Source organism: Methanoculleus marisnigri JR1, assembly GCF_000015825.1.
Lineage (GTDB): Archaea > Halobacteriota > Methanomicrobia > Methanomicrobiales > Methanoculleaceae > Methanoculleus > Methanoculleus marisnigri.
In genome coordinates this window covers 1493887-1515251 of sequence record NC_009051.1, presented here as the reverse complement: position 1 = coordinate 1515251, position 21365 = coordinate 1493887, and the positions used below count along the sequence as shown (strand labels likewise).

Genomic DNA, 21365 nt, shown 5'->3' with positions numbered 1-21365 from the left:
GCGAAGATCCGGATACCGCGGCCTTGCGTGCGATCTGCGTACCACAGTTCCCTGTTTTCCGGGTTATTCCGCCGAATATCCTAAAAGATCGCTTTTATGAGATTTTTTTCGTCCGACATATATTTGAGTATGGATAATAATATATCACCTGCTCGTCAACCATGATCCATGCTCGGCGTCGTCCCGGATATCGACCCGGAGTTCTTCTCTCTGGTCGTCGTCCCGGTCTTCATCTTTCTCGCGCGTATCTGCGACGTCACCATCGGGACGATGCGGATCATCTTCGTCTCCCGCGGGATGAAGGTGATCGCGCCGCTCCTTGGATTCTTCGAGATCTTCATCTGGATCGTCGCCGTCGGCCAGATCTTTCAGAACCTCACGAACCCTCTCAACTACTTCGCCTACGCGGCCGGGTTCGCCACGGGAAACTACATCGGGATGCTCGTCGAGGAACGGCTGGCGATGGGGCTCGCGCTCATCCGGATCATCACCCAGCGCGACGCGACGAACCTCATCGACTACCTCCGCGCCGCAGGCTACGGGGTGACCGTCCTCGACGCCCATGGAAAACAGGGGCCGGGCAAGGTCATCTTCTCGGTGGTCAAGCGCAAAAACATGCGCGACGTCGAAGACGCCATCCACGAGTTCAACCCCAAGGCGTTCTACTCGGTCGAGGACATCCGGCGGGCGGCGGAGGGGACGTTCCCGGTCACCGTGCCGGGCCCGACACCGTTCTCCTTCGGGAGGGTCATCCGGCGGGGGAAGTGACCTCTCCGTAGGTTATCCGGTAGACGGCGTTTGCCCGGTCGTCCGAGACCAGGATTGAGCCGTCGTTCGCGACCTCGACGTCCACCGGCCTCCCCCAGGCGTCACCTCCCTGGAGCCACCCCTCCGCGAAGACCTCATAGGAGACGGGCGTGTTGTTCTCGAGTTCGACCATCGTCACCCGGTAGCCGATCGGCTCCGCCCGGTTCCAGGAGCCGTGCTCGGCGATGAAGATCCTCTCCCGGTAGTCTTCCGGGAACTGCTCGCCGTCATAGAACCGCATCCCGAGCGCGGCGACGTGCGGGCCGAGTTCCTGCTCGGGCGGCGTGAATTCACTGCACGGCTGCTCCTCCCCGAACTCCGGGTCGGGGATCGCCGCGCCGTGACAGTAGGGGAACCCGAAGTGCATCCCGCTCTCCGGCGCCCGGTTGAGTTCGTCCGGCGGGATGTCGTCGCCGAGCCAGTCGCGGCCGTTGTCGGTGAACCAGAGATCCCCGGTCCCGGGGTGCCAGTCGAACCCCACGGTGTTCCGGATGCCCCGGGCATAGATCTCAAGATCGGTTCCGTCCGGGCTCATCCGGAAGATGGTGCCGAACCGCTCGTCTTCGGGGTCGCAGACGTTGCAGGGGGCGCCCACGGGGATGTAGAGGTTCCCGTCGGGGCCGAACGCGATGAACTTCCACCCGTGCGATGCGTCGTCCGGGAAGGCGTCGCTCACCACCGCCGGCTCCGGCGGGTTATCGAGGTTCGCCTCGATCCCGTCGTAGCGGAGGATGCGGCTGATCTCGGCGACGTAGAGGGAGCCGTTACGGAACGCGACGCCGTTCGGGGAGTCGAGACCGCTTGCGATCGTGATCACCTCATCGCCTCTCCCGTCGCCGTCGCGGTCGGGGATGGCGTAGACGTTTCCCGGGCCGCGGCTCCCGACAAAGAGCGTCCCGTTCGGCGAGAGGGTCATCGACCGCGCCCCGGTAACGTTTCCGGCGTAGACGTCGATCGCAAACCCCGCGGGAAGGGTGATCGTGTCGAGCGGCAGGGTGCCCGTGGTGCCGCCCGGCGGCATCACGACGGCCACGGCGATGCCGAGAAGGGCAATCACCGCAACGGCGGCAAGGATGATAACGGTCCGGCGTGACACAAGTCATCTCCGGACTCCGGGTGGCGGGGAGGGTATATAGGGTTTACTCACGCAAACCGCCGGATGCCGGCGAGCGGCGGGAGGACGACCGCCTCGCCGTCGACCTCCACCACCGGCTGCAGGCTTCCTGCGTCCACGCGGCGGAGGATGGGGGAGAGGAAGTCCCGGCTCTTTGCGTAGTTGATCATGACCCCCGGGGAGAGCGGGTTGAAGGCCGGCAATACGATGATGTCGTTCCCGCGCACCACGCCCTCCCCGTAGAGGAAGCAGGGGAACCGGGCCATATCGATCTCGATCGCCGGGTGATCGTGGCCGATGACGAGCGTCCCGTGGTCGTCGACCGCCTGATCGCCATGAACCACCGTGTAGCCGCCGCGGTCGTAGCGCTCGACCGTCCCTCCTTTGATTGCCGGCAGCATGACGTCGTGCGATCCCCGGACGAGGACGACCTCGCACCCGGCCTTGAGCGTCGCGAGGATCGTCTCAAACGACTCCTTTACGTCCCGGCTCACCCGGTCGAAGGCGTGGAAGATGTCCCCGTCGAGGACGAAGATCTCAGGCTTGAACCGGCTGAGGATAGCCTCGAACCGTTCGAGGAGCGTCTCCTCCTCGTGGAGCGGGAAGTGAAGCCCCTGCCGGTAGAGCGCCTCGGAAAGTCCGATATGGACGTCGGAGACAACGCAGAGAGACTGCTCCCTGACGTAGAGCGCGCCCTTATAGAAGCCGAACCGGGAGAGGAGATCGGCCTCCGTGACCGCGTTCATGCCGCCGCCTCGCCGTCGATGCTGCTCATCACCCGGCGCTGGAACTCGCGGAGCATCGAGAGTTTGTCCTGCGCGTAGACCGCGTCGGAGACGCCGAGCGTCGCGATCCCGAACGCGAGCGGGCTCGGGGACGCGGCGCGGGTCAGGACGACCTCGATCTCACCGGCACCGATCCCGTCGACGATCCGCCGGATGTTCTCCGCCTCGAACCGGTCATCGATCACCTCCCGGTAGGTCTCCCGCATCACGGCGAAGCCGTCGAGCCGTTTGGCAAACGAGATCAGCATATCGGCGCTCACCTGCTGGCGCCGGGCGCTTCTCCGCCTGCCCATGTAGTTACGGAGGATCATGAACGACCGTGCGGCGTTGATCCGGAAGACTCTCTTCAGGAGCTGGGTATCCCCGACGGCCTCCTTGAGGATCTCGTTGCACTCGTCGGCCCGGATACCCCGGAGGATGCGTGCGGGGTCGGCCTGCTTCTCGAGCGGGATCGAGACCAGAAACCCGGTATCGCTGATCCCGACCGAGACGTTCGTCGTCACGTCCCGGGCGATCGTGAAGGCGACGATCCGGGAGAACCCGTCGTTGAACCGCAACCCGTAGTTGGTCATGAAGTAGTAGAGCCGGCGATGGTTCTCCCGGTCGACTTGCTCCTCGACGACGATCCGCTTCAACGTCGGGACGGCTTCGTCGCCCATATAGAGCACCTGCTGCTCGAAGATCGCGCAGATGCTCCGTGCGCTGTTCTCGTCGATGGGATAATCGGCGAGGAGGTTCACGACGATCTCTTCCGTTACCGCCGTCTCCATCGCGCGAAGCATCATCTCCTTGAACCGGAGGACGTGCAGACCGAGGTCGAACGAGAGCGGGAGTTTTTCGGAGAACCAGCTCGGGATCGTCGGCCGGTCGGTCGTCGGGTCGACGTAGAGTTTCCCGCCCCGGCGGTAGGCGAACCGGTAGCGCCGCCCGCCGAGGACGAAGACGTCGCCCTTGTTCATCCGCTCGAGGTACTTCTCGTCCAGGTTGCCGGCAAAGACCCCGTCCCGGGTGAGAACGTCGCAGGAGAACTCGTCCGGGATCGTCCCGGAGTTCTGGAAGTAGATCATCCGGGCGTTCCGCCCCCGCTTTCGAACCGTCCCTTCCTCCTCGTCGTGCCAGATCTTCGCGTAGATCCGGCGCTCCTCGAGTCCCGCGTACTCCCCGGCGAGGTAGCGGACGACGCTCATCAGGTCCTCCTCCTCGAGGTCCCGGTAGCAGTACGACCGGCGGACCACCTCGAGCATCCCCTGGATCCGCGTCTCCCCATCGAGCGCCATCCCGAAGACATGCTGCGCGAGAACGTCGAGACAGTTCTCCGGGATGTGGATCCGGTCCACGAACCCGTTCTGCCCCTCCCGGAGCATCACCGCGCACTCCACGAGTTCGTCGCGGTCGAGGACGACGATCCGTCCCTTCACCACCTCACCGAGGCGGTGGCCGGCCCGCCCGACCCGCTGGAGGAGCGCCGCGACGGACTTCGGCGACCCCACCTGGAGGACGAGATCGACGTGAGGCATGTCGACCCCGAGTTCGAGCGACGTCGAGGTCGTCACCACCTTCACCCTCCCGGACTTGAGCCGCTCTTCGACGGAGAGCCTCCCGTCCGTCCCCATCGAGCCGTGGTGGCAGCCCGTGTTCTCCTCCGTATACCATTCGGGGTAACGGGCGCGGAGGTTGTAGAGGATCCGTTCGGCGCCGTTCCGGGTGTTCGTGAAGACGAGCGTGTTGCTGTGCTCCTGGACGAGACGGTGGATGGTCACGTAAAGGTGCCGCGCGAGGTCTTCGGGGGTGGTTTCGATGAGATCGGGGACCGGGCAGAGGAGCTGTAGGTCGAACTCCCGCGCGAACCGGGTATCGACGATCTCCACCTCGCGCCCGGCGCCGACCAGGAACCGGCCGACCTCGGCGAGAGGCTCGATCGTCGCCGAGCACCCGATCCGGGTGAAGCCGCCGTCGTTCTCCTTCACCAGTTCCTCGAGCCGCTCGAGGCTCACCGAGAGGTGGACGCCGCGCTTCGAGCCCGCGAGGGAGTGGATCTCGTCGACGACGACCCACCGGACCGTCCGGAGGCTCTCGCGGAACTTCGGGGAGTTTAAGAGGATCCCGAGGGTCTCTGGGGTGATGTTGAGGATGTGTGGGGGTTTTCGCGCCATCTTCGTCTTATCCGCCCGCGAGACGTCCCCGTGCCGGATCGCGTGTCGGAGCGGCGTGTGATCGATCCCCCGCTCGCGGGCGATCCCGGCGATTCCGTCGAGCGGCTGGCTGAGGTTCTTGTGGATGTCGTTTGCAAGCGACTTGAGCGGCGAGACATAAAGGCAGTAGACGCTGTCTTCGAGCGCTCCCGCCCGTGCCCGGACGAAGAGGTCGTCGATGATTGCAAGAAACGCCGAGAGCGTCTTTCCCGATCCGGTCGGCGAACAGATGAGGACGTTCTTTCTCTCGTGGATGAGCGGGACCGCCATCCGTTGCGGCGGGGTGAGCCGCCCGTCCAGTCTTCGTATGCACCATTCCCGTACGTTCTCGTCGAGGAGACCGAGGATCTCCTCGTTCGAATGCCTTTCCGGCCGCTTCTCCATCCTGTTACCTCTTGTTGTCCCCGGGGTCCCGCCGTGCGCCCTCCCGCATAACGATGCGGGGAACGGCAGGCCCGCGTAATCCCTGATCCGCTCCTTGTCTGGGAGAATTTACCGACATCTGCGCTATGATGCGTCTAATTTGGAATATGGTGCTGCAGAAATGATTTCTGACAGCCATAATGCCCCTGTTGCGGCCGGAGCGTCGCGCCGAATTTTGTATGTATTTTGCGATCATCCAAAATAGCCTTTTGCATCTCCAGAAGCGATCTGCCGTGGTGGATGGATGATATATTGCGGATTTATTGCGCCCATATTTGATTTATTGCCCTATTTCGCCGATATCTAATCCGCCGGGCGGCCGGGTGAAAACCGCGATCCCCTCTCTGCGGGATAATGGTTGTAGTCCCCATTTTCGGTAATCATCGTCCCCTCCTGTGCCGGGTCCCGGCAAACCCGGGGGGAAGAGGGCGGCCACCCCCGTCCCGGAGCGTCTGGGATATTCTAATGTATGATCTGGTAAAACCTAACAGCGGAACTACGATGACAAATCACCCGGTTAAGAACATGATGCGGTTGATGGCGACCAAGATCCGGACGATCGCGGACGTGATGTCCGACGACGAGATCGATACGCTCCTCGCCGAGATCCTGAACGCGAACCGTATCTACACCATGGGCGCCGGGCGCTCCGGGCTCGTAGCGAAATCGTTTGCCATGCGCCTGATGCACCTCGGGCTTTCCGCATTCGTCGTCGGAGAGACCGTGACCCCGGCCATGAAGCCGGGAGACGTCATTATCGTCTTCTCCGGGTCCGGCGCGACCAAGACGGTTGCGGATATCTCCGAGACCGCAAAAGAGATCGGCGGGAGGATCTGCCTCATCACCTCGAAGAAAGACTCGAGGATCGGCCGCATCGCCGACTGTATCGTCATCATCGAGAGCCAGCGGGATAAGGTGGCCGACGAGTCTGCGGAGTTCGAGATCCGGCAGATGATGGGCGAGCACAAATCGTTCGCACCGCTCGGCACCATCTTCGAGACGACCGCGATGGTCTTTGCGGACGCGATCATATCCCGGCTGATGGAGATCACCCAGTGCCGGCCCGAAGACCTCCAGTGCCGCCACGCAAACATTGAGTGAGATAATCATGAACAAACACAGGTATGCCGACCGGGTCAAAGGGGTGGAGATGTCGGGTATCCGCAAGCTCTTCGAAGCCGGAGGGCCGGACGCGATCAACCTCGGCATCGGGCAGCCGGACTTCGATACCCCCGACCACATCAAGATGGCCGCGATCGCCGCCATCAGGGAGGGAAGAACGGGGTACACCCCGAACACCGGAATAGTGGAACTCCGGGAGGCTATCTGCGATAAACTCGCGCGCGAGAACAGCCTCACCTGCCGGCCCGACCAGATCCTGGTCACGGCGGGGGGAAGCGAGGCGCTCCATCTCGTGATGGAGGCGCTCGTCGACCCGGGTGACCGCGTCCTCTTCACCGACCCGGGTTTCGTCTCCTACGCCGCCCTTGCAACCATTGCCGGCGGAAAGCCCGAGGGCGTCGGGCTCGACGCGTCCCTGCACATCGACGTCGAGCGGGCGAAGGAGCAGGTGGATGGTGCACGGCTCTTCGTCCTGAACTCTCCCGCGAACCCGACGGGCGCCGTCGAGAGCGAGGAGTCGATCCGCGCCCTCGTGGAGTACGCGAACGATCGTAACGTCACCGTCGTCTCCGACGAGGTCTACGAGCACTTCATCTACGAGAAAGAGCACGTCAGCGCGGCCCGGTTCGGCGACGACGTCATCACCGTCAATGCCGCGAGCAAGACCTACGCCATGACCGGGTGGCGGGTCGGCTACCTTGCGGCACCCGGGGACTACATCCCGGAGTTCCTCAAGGTGCACCAGTACGCCCAGGCGTGCGCGACCTCGATATCGCAGTATGCCGCGCTCGCCGCGTACACCGGTGACCAGGACCCGGTCGTGCGGATGCGTAACGAGTACCGCGCCCGGCGCGACCTCCTCTACGACGGGCTGACCGGTCTCGGGTTCGATTTCCCCCGGCCGGAAGGTGCGTTCTACATGTTCGTCCCGATGGGGCGAAACCTTATCGAGAAGGCCATCGATGCGGGCGTCATCATCGTGCCGGGTTTGGCGTTCGGCACGAGGGCACCCGAATATGCACGCTTCAGCTACGCGACCTCCCGGGAGAACCTCTCCCGTGCGGTCGGGCGGCTCGGGGAACTGATGGGGTGAGAGAAGCATGGTGAAAGAGTTACTCAGGAAGCTATCCGACGCCCACGGCGTCTCGAGCAGCGAAGGAAACATAAGGGATATCGTCAGGGCGGAACTTGCAGGGGTGGTCGACGAGTTCCGCGAGGACACGATGGGGAACCTGGTTGCCGTGAAGCGCGGCGACGACTTCTCCATCATGATTGCCGCCCACATGGACGAGATCGGCCTGATGGTGCAGTACATCGACGAGAAGGGGTTCATCCGGGTCGTCCCCATCGGGGGCTGGTACGGGCCGGTGCTCTACTGCCAGCGGGTGGTGCTGCACGGGAAGAACGGCCCGGTCCCGGGCGTCCTCGGCGCAAAGCCCCCCCACGTCATGAAGGAGGAGGAGCGCAAGAAAGAGATCAAGATCGAGAATCTGTTCGTCGACGTGGGCGCGACGAGCGAGGAGGAGGTGAAGAACCTCGGGATCGAGATCGGCACCCCGATCACCATCGACCGCGAGTTCACGGACCTTGCCGGCACCCGCGTCACGGGCAAAGCGCTCGATAACCGGGTCGGTGTCGCGATGCTCATCCGGGCGCTGCAGCAGGCGGACTCCCCGCACACGATCTACGGCGTCTTCACCGTCCAGGAGGAGCTGGGGCTCAAAGGCGCGAAGGTGAGCGCCTACTCCTTAAACCCCGACTGCGCGATCGCGACCGACGTCACCATTCCCGGCGACCACCCCGGGATCGAGAAGAAGGACGCGAGCGTCGAGATGGGCAAGGGCCCGGTCCTGGTTCTCGTCAGCGCGAGCGGGCGCGGGCTGATGGCCGATCCGAGGATGACCGCGTGGCTCCGCGAGACCGCGGAGAAGAACGACATCCCCTGCCAGCTCGAGGTCGGCACCGGCGGCAACACCGACGCGACGATCATCCACCTGGAGCGGGGCGGTATCCCGAGCATCCCGCTCTCGATCGCCGCCCGCTACATCCACTCCCCGGTCGAGGTGGTCGATGCCGCCGACGTCGAGGCGGGGGTCCGGCTCCTCGTCGAGGCGCTGAAGGGCAAACCTGCGCTCTGAATAACCCTCTTTTTTTGACCATTCCCCTGCAGAAAGTGCTATACCGTCCCCCGTGCAGTGCGGGGTATGAGCGACGGATTCCTGCAGGAGATCCTTTTTGGCGACCCTGCTTTCCTGGTACGCGTCCTGATCGTCGGGGTATGCGCGTATGTGGCTCTCGTGATCATCGTTCGCCTCTCGGGGAAGCGGACGCTCTCGTCGATGAACGCCTTCGACTTCATCGTGAACGTGGCCGTCGGCTCGATCCTTGCCTCGACGATCGTCTCAAGAGACGTCTCGCTTGCAGAGGGGGTGCTCGCCCTCGGCATCCTGGTCGTGCTGCAGTACGCCGTCTCCTGGTCGTCCGTCCGGTCGGAGGGGGTGCAGAAAGCGGTCAAGTCGGAGCCCCGCCTCCTCTTCCACGCGGGAGAGTTCCTGCACGGCGCGATGCGGCGGGAGCGGATTGCCGAGAGCGAGATCCGTCAGGCGCTGCGGTCGGAGGGCGTCGCCTCCCTCGAGGGCGTGCACGCAATCGTCCTCGAGACGAACGGGAACCTCTCGGTGCTTCAGAAGAGCGACGGCATGGGATCACTCGTCGATGTGGCGCGGCCACGCAGGTAACGGGCCGGTGAAAACAGGGTGCCCGAGAGGCAAGGCCTTACGCCCGGGCACATTTCGGTTCATGGTGCAGTGTTTTTTTGTGTTCGCAGGCCGTAACCGTTCTGACCTGTGAACCCGCTGCACCATGTGATGGTGTGCCTTCTGGTTGACCTCACTCTCAGGCAAGATCCCCCGTAGCGCTGAAAGTATATATTTTTATCTCGGTGCACGAATAATAACTGTCATGTGTTCTATGGCCCAGGCCGGCTTTATCCGCCCTCCAGATGATCTCAGTCTTCCACGATGATGACCGCGACCGGGCACGCGTCGGCGGCCTCCAGTGCGCAGTCGGCGAGGTCGTCGGGCACCTCACCCTCCGCGGGGTTGCCGTCGACCCGGTACTTCTCCGTAATCGAGCTCAGGCCGTCGTTTGGATCCTCTTCAAAGACGTCCGGGCAGAGCGTCCAGCACGACTCGCAGCTGGTGCATCCCGGCCTGTCGATGGTAACTTTCACCACTCTTCATACCTCCTCTGGATCTCCGGGAGGGCATTCTTCCATGTTAAACGTGACGGAGGCGGACGGTCTGTATGGTTTTCCGGCCGGACAAAGTATAACGTTTTCCGGGCCAAATGAGAGAAGAATCATGCAGAATACCGCCTGGATTACCCTGTTTTTTGCCGGGCTCCTGGAGACCGGCTGGGCGCTCGGCCTCAAGTATACCGAAGGGTTCACAAAGGTCTGGCCGTCGGTGGCGACCCTCGCCGTGATGGCCGGGAGCATCTACCTCCTCTCGCGATCGCTCTCCGGCCTTCCGCTCGGGACAGCGTATGCCGTCTGGACGGGCATCGGGGCGGTCGGAACGGTCATCGCCGGGATCGTGCTCTTCGGCGAATCAAGGAGCGTCTTCCGCCTCCTCTGCATCCTCCTGATCGTATCGGGGATCGTGGGGCTGCGGTTCTGTTCGGATGCGTGAGGGAGCCCGTGCCGGCCCGAACGGTATCCCTCTCGCAGGCTACGCGAATCGGGACGTTGTCCGGAGAATAGGGGGGAGCCTCCTCGTTGTCCGGAGGCCCTTTCTGCAATCACGATTCCGGCGGGATTCGGGCGCCCATCTCGCCTTCAAGGGTTTCAATGAACGCAACAAGGAGCGCGTGCCTCTCTTCGGCGATGCTCCGGGCGGTCGTTGTGTACATGCGGTCTCTCAGGTTCAGCAGTTTGTCATGGAAGTGGCCGGTTGCGTCCGCGATGCCCCCTCCGTGCTCTCCGGCCCGGATAAACGTCCTCGCGATCCCGATCGTGCCCATCGCGTCGAGGTTATCCGCGTCGGAGAGCACTCGGGCCTCCGGGGTTTCGGGAGCGATACCCGAGGAGTACCGGTGCGCACGGATGGCGTGGATGATGGCCGGGATGCAATCCTCGGGATAACGGACGGAGCGGAGGTAGGACTCCGCTATCCGTGCTCCCTCTTCTTCGTGGGGGACGCCCGTCTCCTCCTCGAGGGGCCGGGCGATATCGTGGAAGAGAGCGGCCGGGATGAGGATCGCCATATCCGCTCCCTCCTGAGCGCCGATCCGCTCGCAGAGGCGCACGACCCTCTCCGTATGGTCGAACCCGTGCGCCCCCGATTCCGGGAGCGCCGCCCTGACGTAATCGAGCATCGCGGCCATCTCTTCGTTCATGATACACGTCTGTTGTTCCGGGGTTGAATACGGTTTCTTTTCGGTCGGCAGTTTTGGCGGTCGTGCCCTCATAGGGCAGGCCCTTCGAGTCCACGATATCAACCGCGTGGAGCTCATCTCCACGCAACCGCGGTCGCGAGTCCCGGCCGGGGGCATGGTGTCCCTGGCGGCATCCCCGTGCGTGAGTGCTACCCATGTTGTTATAAATCATATTTAGTGGAATTTCCAGGCAAGAATCCAATTATTTATTAGAGTACAGGCGCAGGTTCTTCTTACCGCAGGGGGCGGTCCCGGGGGAGCCATGTACGACGGTATCGTTCAGACAGTGACACTCGCTGCCGGCCTGCTCGGCGAGATGGTCCCGATGATGATCGCCGGGGTCTTCCTCGCCGAGGTGCTCGTCGCCCTGAATATCGCCGGGCGGATTGCTGCTCTCTCCCGTCCGCTCACCTCGTTCGCCTGCCTGCGGGAGGAGTGCGGCACCAGTTTCCTCATGGCCTTCGTCTCTCCTCCTGCTGCGAGCGCCATGCTGGTGGACTACCACACAAAGGAGATCATCAGCCGCAAGGAGCTGATCATCGCGGCCGTCATGAACTCGTTTCCGACGGTCGTGATGCACTGGCGCTATCTTCTCCCGGTCTACATCCCTCTTCTCGGCATCCCCGGCCTCATCTACTTCGGCCTGCTGCTGCTTGTCGGCCTTGCAAAGACCGCGTTCATCATGGTCATCGGCCGAACCATCCTCACTCCCCCCCAATGCACTCCGGTCATAATGGCGGAGGAGCCGGTCGTCACGCTCCGGGAGGCGCTACGGACGGCGTGTACGTCCTCAAAAAAGACCCTCGTGCGCCTGCTCTCGATCACCGTCCCCACCATCGTCCTCGTCGCGTTCCTCATCAACGCCGGCGTCTTTGACCGACTTGCCGGGTTGATGCAGGGTGCGGGTGCGGTATTCCCCGTGCCGCCGGAGGGGTTCGCCATCATCGCGGCGCAGTTCGGCAGTTTCGTCGCGGGCGCGAGCGTCGCCTCCACCCTGCTCGCCGCGGGGGATATGACCTGGCAGCAGATCGTCCTCACGCTCCTCGTCGGCAATGTGCTTACGAGCGTGACGCGGAGCATCCGCTGGCTCGGCTCTTCTTACGTCGCCATTTTCGGGATGCGGACGGGAACAGAGATCATGCTCGTCTCGACGATGCTCCGGAATGGGATCATGGTTCTGCTGGTCGCGGCGCTGGCTTACGGGTTCGGCTGGGGCTGAGGGGACGGCGCCGTACCCCGGTTCACCCTTCTGCACCTCTCGCACCGCTCGTATCTCCGGTATCTCCATCCCACCGAGCAGTTCGACGATCGCCTGCACGTACGGCTCCTGGCGGGTGCAGCTCGGGGATGCGCGGGGATCGCTGCGCTGCCCTCGCCGCCCCATCTTCGCGTGGCCGGTGGCGACGTAGTGCAGAAAGTCCTCCTTCGGGAGACCCCACCGGCAGTTGACCTGCAGCCGGACGAAATCCGGGTTTTTCGGGTTCGGAAAGAGCACTGCACGCGTCGGTGGGAGTGGAACCGGATCTCCGCCGTTTGACTCCGCAAGATCGAGGACCCGACGCCACAGCCGGTCGCAGGCGACCTCCGGGCATGTCCTGCAGCAGCGGTTCGACGGCGGCGTGCCGTCGCCGGTGTAGCGGCGGCAGAAGTTCGTGTCCATGAGCGTTCAGTAGGTCTCTGTACCCGCACTTAAACCGCGCGGGTATCCGGGCGATCCCGGTCTCCTCTCAGACCCAAATAACAACACTCATCCCTCCTCCACCCCCAAACTCTCCTCAGGAAGATCACCGGATGTCCCCCGCCGTTCTGTACCGCCAGTTGCCCGGAGAAGGTCTCGACGCGTTCATCGCGGAGTTCCGGAAAGCCGCCGCCCGCGACCCGTTCGGCACCGTCTTCATCGTCCCGACCTCTCACCTTGCCCGGGAGATCGTCCGCCGCCTCGGGGAAGAAGGCGTCCCGGTCGTCGCCGATGCGGTCACGACCCTTCCCGGGTTCGCCCGGAAGGTCTTTCTCGACTATGCGACGTCGGAGACGCTGATCTCCGGGGCCGAATCCCGGCTCGTCCTCGCCCGCATCCTCGCCGCCGGCAGGTACCCGCTTCTTTGCACCGGGGCGGTCGACGACCTCGCGACCCTTTTTGATGTCATCCTCATGCGGAAGGTCGATTACCCGGCCGCCCTCGGCGATCTCGCGACCGCCAAAAGCATCGAGATCGCCCGTCTCTTCGATGCCTACCGCCGGTTCCTCGACGAGCACGACCTCGTCGACGAGAGCACGCTCTTTGCCCGTACGGTTCGGCTGCTCGCCGATACGGGCTGGTTCCGGACGGTCTACATCTACGGTCTCTTCGGGCCGATGCCGCGGGCGGGCGGCAGCCATTATGCCCGACCCCCCCGAACGGTCTTCGTCTATGGCCTCTTCGAGCCGATGCCGCTCGAACGCGACCTTCTTTTCTCTCTGCGGGAGTCTGCGGAGGAGTTTCACTACTCGATCCCCTACACCGGAAATCCGGCGATCTTTACCGACGACGGCGAGTGGCTGCACCCGGATGCGGTCATATCCGGGGATGCGCCGGACACCCGCCGCTCACGCCTCGCCGCCCTCTTCTCCCGGTCTGAGCCCGTTGACTGCTGCGGGTTCGTCCGTCTCGCAGAGCGGCGTGACCGGGAGGGCGAGGTCCGGGCGATAGCGCAGGAGATCCGCGATCTGGTCGCCGCCGGCGTGCGGCCGGACGAGATCGCGGTCGCGTTCCCCGACTTCGCATCAGCGCTGCCTTACGTGGAGGAGGTCTTCCCCGACTTCGGGGTTCCGTACGCCGCGTCCGATGGCCGGGCGCTCTCCGCATCGCCGCTTGTCCGGGCGCTGCTCGACGTCGCTATGGTTCCCGCCCGCGGTTACCGGCGGGAGGACGTCGTCGCTCTCGCGACCTCCCCCTACCTGCCGTTCACCGGCGGCTGCGAGCTCGACATCTTCTCCCGGGAGGCCCGGATAACCGCCGGGAATTGGGACGAGCGGCTCGCCGCGCTCGCCCGCGCTGCCGGTGAGGAGCGAGGACGGCCGGACACCCCGGAATCGGCAAAGTCCCGGCTCGCCGAAAAGGTCGCCGCCATCGAGTCGGCACGGAAGACCGTCCGGGAGCTCTTCGCCGATCTCTCGGCGCTCGAAGCGACGAAGACGCTTGCCGGCCATATCGCCGCCTACCGATCCGTCCTCGAGCGGTGGCAGGCTCCGGCCATGCCGGAGGACGGCGATCCCGATCTCCTCGAGGACGAAGCACGGAATCTCGGGGGGTTCTCCGGCATCCTCGCGGCGCTCGAACGCCTCGCCCGGCTGCTGCCGGACGAGAAGATGTCCCTTGCGGAGTTCTCCTCCCTGCTCGCGCAGGTTGCCGCCGGAACCCGGACAGGCCGTCGGCGGAGCAACGGCGGCGTCCGGGTGGTCGGCGTCCGGGAGGTTGCGCACCTCGCCGTCCCCTACCTCTTCGTCGGGGGTCTCGTCGAGGGTACGATGCCGCGGCTGACCACCCGGCTCCCGTTCACCACCGACGCCGAGACCCGGCGCCTTGGAACCCGGTCGAGAGAGGATATCCTCCGGGAGGAGCGGTATTACTTCACCGCCGCCCTGCTCTCCGCCCGCACCCGGGTCTACCTGAGTTATCCCGCGGCCGAAGGAGCAACGCCGCTGGTGCACTCCGGCTTCGTGGACGCCGTTCGCGAAGCGTTCTCCCCGGAGACGTGGGGGAGCAATGATTTCCCGGACTCCGGGCTCGCTGCAGCCCGGCGGGCCGGGGCCCTCCTCGCCCGCGGGGAGTTCCCCGTCGGGATGCCGTGCCCCATCCCCGTCCGCGAGGCCGTCCGCCGGCTCAACATCGAGAACTACCACCGGAAAGCCGGCTACGACTCTCCCTACGACGGCATGCTCGATGACGACCCGGCGATCCTCGCGGCGCTCGCCGAACGGTTCGGCGAGGGGGCGGTCTTCTCCCCGACGGCGCTCGAGACCTACGCCGACTGTCCGTTCCGGTTCTACCTGGAGCGGGTTCTCGGTCTTGCGCCGCTGCCCGAGGCGGATCCCGACCTGACGGCACAGGAGCGGGGGAGCCTCGTCCACCGGATCGCCTACCGGTTCTACTCCGGCTGGACGTGCGACGGCAACGGCCCGGTCACCGGGGCGTGCTACGCGGACGCCCTCCGACGGATCCTCGACGCCGGCCGGGAGGAGGCGGACCGGTTTACGTTCGAGACCCCGGCATGGGCCGCGGATAAAGAGCATCTTCTCGGGTCGCCTGCGGCGGGAAAGGGGGTGCTCGAGCGGTTCCTCCGGCACGAGGCCGAAGTCGCGGCCTCCCGCTTCGTCCCGCACGCCTTCGAGGTCTCGTTCGGCCTCCCGCTGGTGCCGGGGGAGGTCGACGCGGTATCGATACCCGACGCGGTCGCGATCCCGCTCGGCGAGGAGACCATCCGCCTGCGGGGCAGGGTCGACCGGGTCGACGTGCTGACCGATGGGCGGTTCATGATCACCGACTACAAGACCGGGTCCTCGCATCCCCGGCTCAGGGATATCGAGGCCGGAAAAGCGCTCCAGCTCCCCCTCTACCTCCGGGCGGTCGAGACCCTGACCGGGAGGGAGGGGGTCGCGGGCACCTACTACATCCTCCGGCGCGGTGAAGTCACGAACAAACCGGTCTTCTGGGACGCGGGGCTAAAGGACTGCTTCTCCTGCTTCCCCGGCTCGCAACGGAGCAGCGTCGAGGATGTCCGCGAGGTGGTAAAGACCGCTCTCTTCTGGACGAAGCGCTACCTCGCCGGGATACGCGGCGGGCGCTTCCCGCCCCGGTCGGACGCCGGCCCCTGCCCGGCGTACTGCGGGTTCAAGACCGTCTGCCGGTTCGACGCCCTGCGGCTGCTCAACGCGGAGGTGATGCCCGATGGGACTGACTGAACGCCAGGCGCGGGCCGCGCTCGACCACTCGACGAGCAAGTGCGTCACCGCCGGTGCGGGGACGGGGAAGACGCACGTCCTGGTGCAGAAGTACCTCAGCCTGCTCGAATCCGGTGTCGGCGTCGGCAATATCCTCGCGCTCACCTTCACCGAGAAGGCGGCCGGCGAGATGAAGATCCGGGTCCGCCGGGCGATTGCGGAGAAGGAGGGCGAGCGGTGGGACGCGATCCGCGACGAGTTTTTGTGGGCGAAGGTATCGACCTTCCACTCCTTCTGCGCCTCGGTTCTCCGGGAGTTTTCCATCGGGGCCGGCGTGGGGCCGTCCTTTGCCGTCCTCGACGAGGGGGAGGCGTTCCGGCTCCGCGAGGAGGCGATCGACGACCTCATCCACGGTGATCCGCCCACGGCGTGCCGGGACGCGGTGATCGGCGCTCTCCGGGCCGTCGGGGCCTACGAACTGAAGAACTACCTCGAGGCGCTGTACTCCCGCCGCGGGGCTGCGGAAGCGTTCTTTGCCGCGCTCGCGGAGAGCGAGGAGGAGGTGCTCGACGCCTGGCGGACGGCCCTGGAGCGGTGCCAAACGGAAGCCCTGGAGGCCTTCCTCTCGCGGGCCGCCCCCTCTATCGAGACGCTTCGTGACCTTGCCGCCCGCTACCCGGGCGAGCGCGACCCGGCCGGGGCCTACCTCCGGGCGGTCGAACCCTGCCTCGCCGGCGAGATCGCGGTCGCCGAACTTGCCGCGGTTCACGACAATTCGGGGTTCCGCAAGAACATGGGGCAGAAGAAGAACTGGGAGGGGGACGACCTCGACAACCTCCGGGCGGCCTACGGCGTCCTCAGGCAGTGCCTCACCGATCACGCGGGTGCCTGCTCGCTCACCCTTGATGCGGCCGACCCCTTCACCCGGGCGACGCTCGACTTCCTCCGCGACCTCGGGGTGGTCTTTAAGGCCTTCCTCGACTCGGTCGAGGCGGAGAAGCGGCGGATGAACGCCCTCGACTTCGACGACCTGGTGAACCGCACCCACCGGCTCTTTCGCGACCGGGGGGACATCGTCGAGACGCATTTTAGGAGCCGGTTCCGGTTTATCCTGGTCGACGAGTTCCAGGATACCGATCCCGTCCAGATCGCCATCATCCGCACCCTCCTCGGCGATTCCGCGAACCTGTTCGTCGTCGGCGACCCGAAACAGTCCATCTACCTCTTCCGGGAGGCCGACGTGACGCAGTTTTCGCATACCCGCGACCTGATCGAGCGTGACCTCGGCGGGGAGACGGTCGCGCTCGACGTCAACTTCCGGAGCACGCCCGAGGTCGTCGGGTTCACGAACGCCGTCTTTTCCGCCCTGATGGCGGAGGCCGGACGGCCCTGGGAGTTCCTCTACGAACCGCTGCATGCGTTCCGCCGGGACGACGCCGGTTCGGTCGAACTCCTCCTCTGCCAGAAGATCAGGGACCGTGCGGCCGGCCGCCGGGCCGAGGCGGAGATGGCGGCAAGGAAGATCCGTTCTCTCGTCGAGCGGGGAGAGAAGCGGGTCTCCCGCGACGGGGAGGTCCGGCCGGCAGGCTACGGCGACGTCGCCGTCCTGCTCGAGCGGCGGACGAACCTCGCCTACTACGAGTGGGCGCTCGCCCGCTACGGCGTTCCCTACCACGTCCATGCCGGTCTCGGGTTCTACGAGCGCCAGGAGGTCTACGACCTCTACAACATCCTCCGGTTCCTCGCAAACAACCTGGACGACGCGGCGCTCTACGGCGTGCTGCGCTCACCCTACTTCGGGTTCTCCGACGCCCGGCTCTTCCATATCGCCCGGGCGCCCGGGGCTTCCCTCTGGGAGCGGCTGCAGGCCGCGGCGGAGCCCGCGGCGGCGACCCTCCGTGAGTGGCTCTCGCTCTCCCGCAGGCTCCCGCCCGCCCGCCTCCTCCGCCGGATCGTCGACGAGTCGGGGATCTTCGTCGTCTTCGGCGGGATGGCCGGGGGCGAGCAGGCCGCGGCGAACGTCGAAAAGCTGATCGCCCTCGCGAGAGATGCCGACTGCTCCACGCTCGCCGGTTTTGTCGCGGAACTCGGCCGCTCCATCGACGCCGGAGACCGGGAGGGGGATGCTCCTCTCGACCTTGCATCCGCGGACTCGGTCTCGATCATGACGGTGCACGCCGCGAAGGGGCTCGAGTTCCCGGTCGTCGTCGTCCCCGACCTTGCGGAGACGCCGCGGTCCGGCGGGGGCACCATCATGGTGGAGGACGGGCTGCTGCTCGGCGTCTCGATACCGAACCCGGCAAACGACCACGAGCGCGAGGAGACGCCCGTCCTCCGGCTTCTCAAGGACGAATACCGGCAGAAGGAGGAGGCGGAGCGCAAACGGCTCTTCTACGTCGCGGTCACCCGGGCAGAGGATCACCTCATCCTCTGCGGGGAGATGCCGGTCGCGGTCCCGGAGAGCCTCCGCGACGCCAGGACCCGGATGGCCTGGCTCGCGCACTGCCTCGGGCTCTGCGACGAGGTCTACGCCCGGGGCGAAGCCGTCCTCGGGACGCTCCGCATCCCGATCACCCTCGACCCCGCGGCGATCCCGGTCGACGTGCAGGAGACCGTCCCGGTCTGCCTGCCGGTGCCCGACGACGTCCCCGCGGCGCCCGTCCCGGCGGGCATTCCTTCCAATGGGAAGAAGGAGCGGGTCTACTCGGCAAGCGAGCTTGAGGCGTACCTCCGCGGCCCGGCGGAGTCACGGTTGCCGGTGTTCGCCGCCGGGGAGGATGCGCTGACCCGCGGCCTCGTCGTCCACGAGGTCTTCCGCGGCCGCGATCCCGCCGCGGTGCTGCGGCGGTACGGGCTGGACCCTGCCGGGGCTGTGGAGTACCAGGAACTCTACGTCCGGTTCCTTGCATCGCCCCTGATGCGGGGGATCGTCCGCGACCACCGCGAGGTGCCGTTTTCGGCCCGGGTGAACGGGTTTGCGTTCAGGGGGGTCATCGACCGGCTGGTGCAGCGGGTGAACGGCACCTGGATGCTCATCGACTACAAGACCGGGACGCCGGGGGACGCCGGGGAGTATGCGATCCAGATGGCGGTCTATCATCGCGCCGCCGCCCAGATCCTCAGCGCTCCGGTCACGCCCTACCTCTATTTCGTCGATGCCGACCGCTGGGCGGAGATCGAGGTGGACGAGGATCTGGTCTTTGCCGAGATTTCCCGTGCGATCAGCGGGATCGAGGAGGAAGGTCTTTGACGGCGGGAGCGGTGTCTTCGCGAATTCGAAAGAGATGTGCCGTGAACGAGCCGCATCGCGGCCTCGCCGCTCAGTCGTACAGCCCGATCGCCAGGTAGTCGTCGTCGGAGAGTTCGTCCCGGAGTTCGAGGACGACCGAGCCGTCGTCCAGGACGTCGCCGGGGATGACCCATTCGGAGTCGACTTCCCTGACTTCTTCAACCCCGTCCGGGGTTCTCACGAGCACGTTCATGGTAACCTTCTAGAGCGTCCGGTTATGCCCTCTTTCCGGCGTGGATGCGGCCGGGAAGGCGGTTCCCGGAGCGTTTTCCTTCCGCTCGTCTACCCTCCGGCGGGGCAGGCGAGTTCGCAGGCCCGGCAGTGGTCGATCCGTTCCCTCCCGGTGGCCTTGTCGGCGTCCATCCGCGCCAGGCACCGCTCCCGGCTGAATTTGCCGGTGGGGAAAGCATCCATCGGGCAGGCGCGGATGCAGTACTCCTCGCAGCCGGCGCAGGGGGCTTCTCCCTCTGGTGATGGTTCTTCGGGGCAGTCCATATCCGCCCATACCGCCCGGAACCGAACCCGCGGCCCGTAGCCCGGGACGAGGACGAGGTTGTTTCTTCCCATCCGCCCGATCCCCGCCAGAGAGGCCGCGTCCTTGAGGTAGATCCCGCCGTCCTCGAGCCGGTAGGGGATGAGGCGGGCGCGGACTCCGTAATCTTCCTGCAGCCAGCGGACGAGGTCTTTGCCGATCCTCGCGAGGATCCGGTCGCCGGGCGTCCCCCGGCCCGCTTCCCAGAGGTCGAGTTCGGGGTGCTCCGGGTCGTGGGAGAGGCCGAGGACGATGTAGGTGCCGCGGTCCTGCGAGCCCGGGCGTTTTTCCGCGATGGCCGAGGGGCAGTCGACGAGCCTCTTTGCCGGGACGGTGCCCGCTACGTCTGCGCCGAGTTCATGCGCCTTTCGGATGGCCGCCCTGATGATCTCGGGGTCGTCTGGCATTGGAGAGGGTATGGAACCGGGGGGTAAAGAGTGATCCGGTGGGGTGCCGTTCACTCCAGATACTGCAGGATCGGCTCTAGATCTCGGTACCCGATCAGTTGCCCTGCCGCCCGGCGCTGGGACTGGTCGCCCCCGTAGACCACGAACGAGCGATCCGGGGCGTTGCCGGAGAGCCCGTTCCAGTACGTGATCTCGTCAAAGAAGTCGGCACTTGCCGTTCTGCCCGACTTGATCTCGACCGGGACGGGATCCCACCCCTGATACTCGATGATGCAGTCGATCTCATGCCCGAGTTTGTCCCGCCAGAAGTAGAGGTTGGGCTCTTTGCCCCGGTTAAGCCGGAACTTCAGGAACTCCGTTATGATGAGCGATTCAAAGAGCCCTCCTTTGAGGGGGTGGTAACCGAGGTCGTCGGCACCCTGTATCCCGGCCAGGTGTGCGGCAAGGCCGGGGTCTGTGAAGTAGAGCTTCGGCATCTTCACAAGCCGTTTGTTGAAGTTTTTGTGATGCGGCCTGACCTGGACGACCAGCATCGACGTCTCCAGGAGGGAGAGCCACTCTTTTGCCGTGTTGTAGGTGATGCCGCAGTCATGGGCGAGGGACGAGTAGTTCACCACCTGGCCGGACCGGTAGGCGCACATCTTCATGAACGTCTGGAACGCCGAGAGGTTCTGCACCTGCTTGAGAAGGCGGAGATCGCGCTCGATGTAGGTCTGGATATACGATGAATAGAAGTCTCGCGGGTGAATGCTGCTGCTGTAGGGGCGGGGGAAGAGGCCGGCATAGAGGAGATCCTCGTAGCGTTCAATCCCTATCCCGGCATGGACAAGTTCTCCCATCGAGAGGGGGAGGAGTTTGACGATCCCGACCCGGCCGGCAAGCGACTGGGATATCCGTTCCATCATCAGGAAGTTCTGGGATCCGGTGAGGATGAACCGTCCCGGCCTCCGGTTCGTATCAAGGACTCCCTGGAGGTATGAGAAGAGCTCCGGGACTCTCTGGACCTCGTCGAGGACCGCCCCGGTCTTTTCGTACTGTGCGAGAAAGCTGCGGGGATCCTCCTCTGCGAAGGCGCGGGTGTCGGGATCCTCGAGCAAGATGTAGGGCAGCTGCGGGAATACCGACCGGACGAGCGTCGTCTTTCCCGACTGGCGGGGGCCGATGACGGCTACTGCCGGAAAGCCGAGAGCGAGCGATCGGATCTGTGCCTCCGCATCCCGCCGGATCATTCCCTGTACTGCTGTGGACATATTATAAATTGGATTTATAATTTGTCCACTTAAATATACCTGTGGACTGATGGTGTCAATAGTCCGGGATGAGGTATCGTCAAGCAC

The 21365-nt window shown here is 65.0% G+C and carries 17 protein-coding genes; 9 read left to right on the top strand and 8 right to left on the bottom strand.

The genetic code is table 11. The features are described 5' to 3' along the window. Nucleotides 1-168: 168 nt before the first annotated feature. Nucleotides 169-768 (top strand): DUF2179 domain-containing protein, encoded by a 600-nt coding sequence (locus MEMAR_RS07395; RefSeq protein WP_011844351.1) that lies wholly within the window; start codon nucleotides 169-171, stop codon nucleotides 766-768. Here MEMAR_RS07395 and MEMAR_RS07390 read toward each other — a convergent pair. The 3 genes from MEMAR_RS07390 to MEMAR_RS07380 are packed head-to-tail and all read right to left on the bottom strand — an operon-like array spanning nucleotide 749 to nucleotide 5282. Beyond that, nucleotides 749-1903: a PQQ-dependent sugar dehydrogenase gene (locus tag MEMAR_RS07390; protein ID WP_011844350.1), complete on the bottom strand. Its 1155-nt coding sequence runs from the start codon at nucleotides 1901-1903 to the stop codon at nucleotides 749-751. The genes MEMAR_RS07395 and MEMAR_RS07390 overlap by 20 nt on opposite strands. Nucleotides 1904-1950: 47 nt before the next feature. Then, a complete protein-coding gene (locus tag MEMAR_RS07385) occupies nucleotides 1951-2667 on the bottom strand; it encodes a metallophosphoesterase (protein ID WP_011844349.1) in 717 nt (238 codons plus the stop codon). Further along, entirely contained in the window at nucleotides 2664-5282 is a 2619-nt protein-coding gene (locus MEMAR_RS07380) for an ATP-dependent helicase (protein ID WP_011844348.1), read from the bottom strand. The genes MEMAR_RS07385 and MEMAR_RS07380 overlap by 4 nt, the downstream gene beginning before the upstream one ends. A gap of 540 nt (nucleotides 5283-5822) precedes the next feature. Here MEMAR_RS07380 and hxlB point away from each other — a divergent pair. From hxlB to MEMAR_RS07360, 4 genes are all read left to right on the top strand, one after another. Next, complete coding sequence (gene hxlB, locus MEMAR_RS07375; RefSeq protein ID WP_048063795.1) at nucleotides 5823-6422, top strand: 6-phospho-3-hexuloisomerase; 600 nt, start codon at nucleotides 5823-5825, stop codon at nucleotides 6420-6422. A 7-nt stretch (nucleotides 6423-6429) separates the two neighbouring features. Next, a complete protein-coding gene (locus MEMAR_RS07370) occupies nucleotides 6430-7536 on the top strand; it encodes a pyridoxal phosphate-dependent aminotransferase (protein WP_011844346.1) in 1107 nt (368 codons plus the stop codon). Between the two features lie 7 nt (nucleotides 7537-7543). Beyond that, the gene (locus MEMAR_RS07365; protein ID WP_011844345.1) at nucleotides 7544-8581 is read left to right on the top strand and encodes a M42 family metallopeptidase; all 1038 of its coding nucleotides are present in this window, start codon (nucleotides 7544-7546) and stop codon (nucleotides 8579-8581) included. Between the two features lie 66 nt (nucleotides 8582-8647). Then, the gene (locus tag MEMAR_RS07360) at nucleotides 8648-9181 is read left to right on the top strand and encodes a DUF421 domain-containing protein (RefSeq protein ID WP_011844344.1); all 534 of its coding nucleotides are present in this window, start codon (nucleotides 8648-8650) and stop codon (nucleotides 9179-9181) included. 269 nt (nucleotides 9182-9450) lie between these two features. Here MEMAR_RS07360 and MEMAR_RS07355 read toward each other — a convergent pair whose 3' ends face one another. Continuing rightward, nucleotides 9451-9678: a ferredoxin gene (locus MEMAR_RS07355; protein ID WP_011844343.1), complete on the bottom strand. Its 228-nt coding sequence runs from the start codon at nucleotides 9676-9678 to the stop codon at nucleotides 9451-9453. Nucleotides 9679-9805: 127 nt separating this feature from the next. Here MEMAR_RS07355 and MEMAR_RS07350 point away from each other — a divergent pair, with 127 nt between their 5' ends. Next, nucleotides 9806-10135, top strand: coding sequence for a DMT family transporter (locus tag MEMAR_RS07350; RefSeq protein WP_011844342.1), 330 nt, complete (start codon nucleotides 9806-9808; stop codon nucleotides 10133-10135). A 109-nt stretch (nucleotides 10136-10244) separates the two neighbouring features. On the opposite strand, the gene MEMAR_RS07345 is transcribed toward MEMAR_RS07350, so the two are convergent. Further along, entirely contained in the window at nucleotides 10245-10841 is a 597-nt protein-coding gene (locus MEMAR_RS07345; RefSeq protein ID WP_011844341.1) for an HD domain-containing protein, read from the bottom strand. Between the two features lie 301 nt (nucleotides 10842-11142). On the opposite strand from MEMAR_RS07345, the gene MEMAR_RS07340 reads away from it, so the two are divergent. The 3 genes from MEMAR_RS07340 (at nucleotide 11143) to MEMAR_RS07330 (ending at nucleotide 19050) form a co-directional block, all read left to right on the top strand. Then, a complete protein-coding gene (locus MEMAR_RS07340) occupies nucleotides 11143-12099 on the top strand; it encodes a nucleoside recognition protein (RefSeq protein ID WP_011844340.1) in 957 nt (318 codons plus the stop codon). Nucleotides 12100-12671: 572 nt separating this feature from the next. Next, complete coding sequence (locus MEMAR_RS07335; protein WP_011844339.1) at nucleotides 12672-15821, top strand: PD-(D/E)XK nuclease family protein; 3150 nt, start codon at nucleotides 12672-12674, stop codon at nucleotides 15819-15821. Further along, nucleotides 15808-19050 (top strand): UvrD-helicase domain-containing protein, encoded by a 3243-nt coding sequence (locus MEMAR_RS07330; protein ID WP_011844338.1) that lies wholly within the window; start codon nucleotides 15808-15810, stop codon nucleotides 19048-19050. The genes MEMAR_RS07335 and MEMAR_RS07330 overlap by 14 nt, the downstream gene beginning before the upstream one ends. Before the next feature lie 70 nt (nucleotides 19051-19120). Here MEMAR_RS07330 and MEMAR_RS13145 read toward each other — a convergent pair whose 3' ends face one another. From MEMAR_RS13145 to MEMAR_RS07320, 3 genes are all read right to left on the bottom strand, one after another. Beyond that, entirely contained in the window at nucleotides 19121-19282 is a 162-nt protein-coding gene (locus MEMAR_RS13145) for a hypothetical protein (protein ID WP_011844337.1), read from the bottom strand. Between the two features lie 89 nt (nucleotides 19283-19371). After that, complete coding sequence (locus MEMAR_RS07325; protein ID WP_011844336.1) at nucleotides 19372-20028, bottom strand: hypothetical protein; 657 nt, start codon at nucleotides 20026-20028, stop codon at nucleotides 19372-19374. Nucleotides 20029-20078: 50 nt separating this feature from the next. Beyond that, nucleotides 20079-21257, bottom strand: coding sequence for an ATP-binding protein (locus tag MEMAR_RS07320; protein ID WP_011844335.1), 1179 nt, complete (start codon nucleotides 21255-21257; stop codon nucleotides 20079-20081). Nucleotides 21258-21365: the final 108 nt, after the last annotated feature.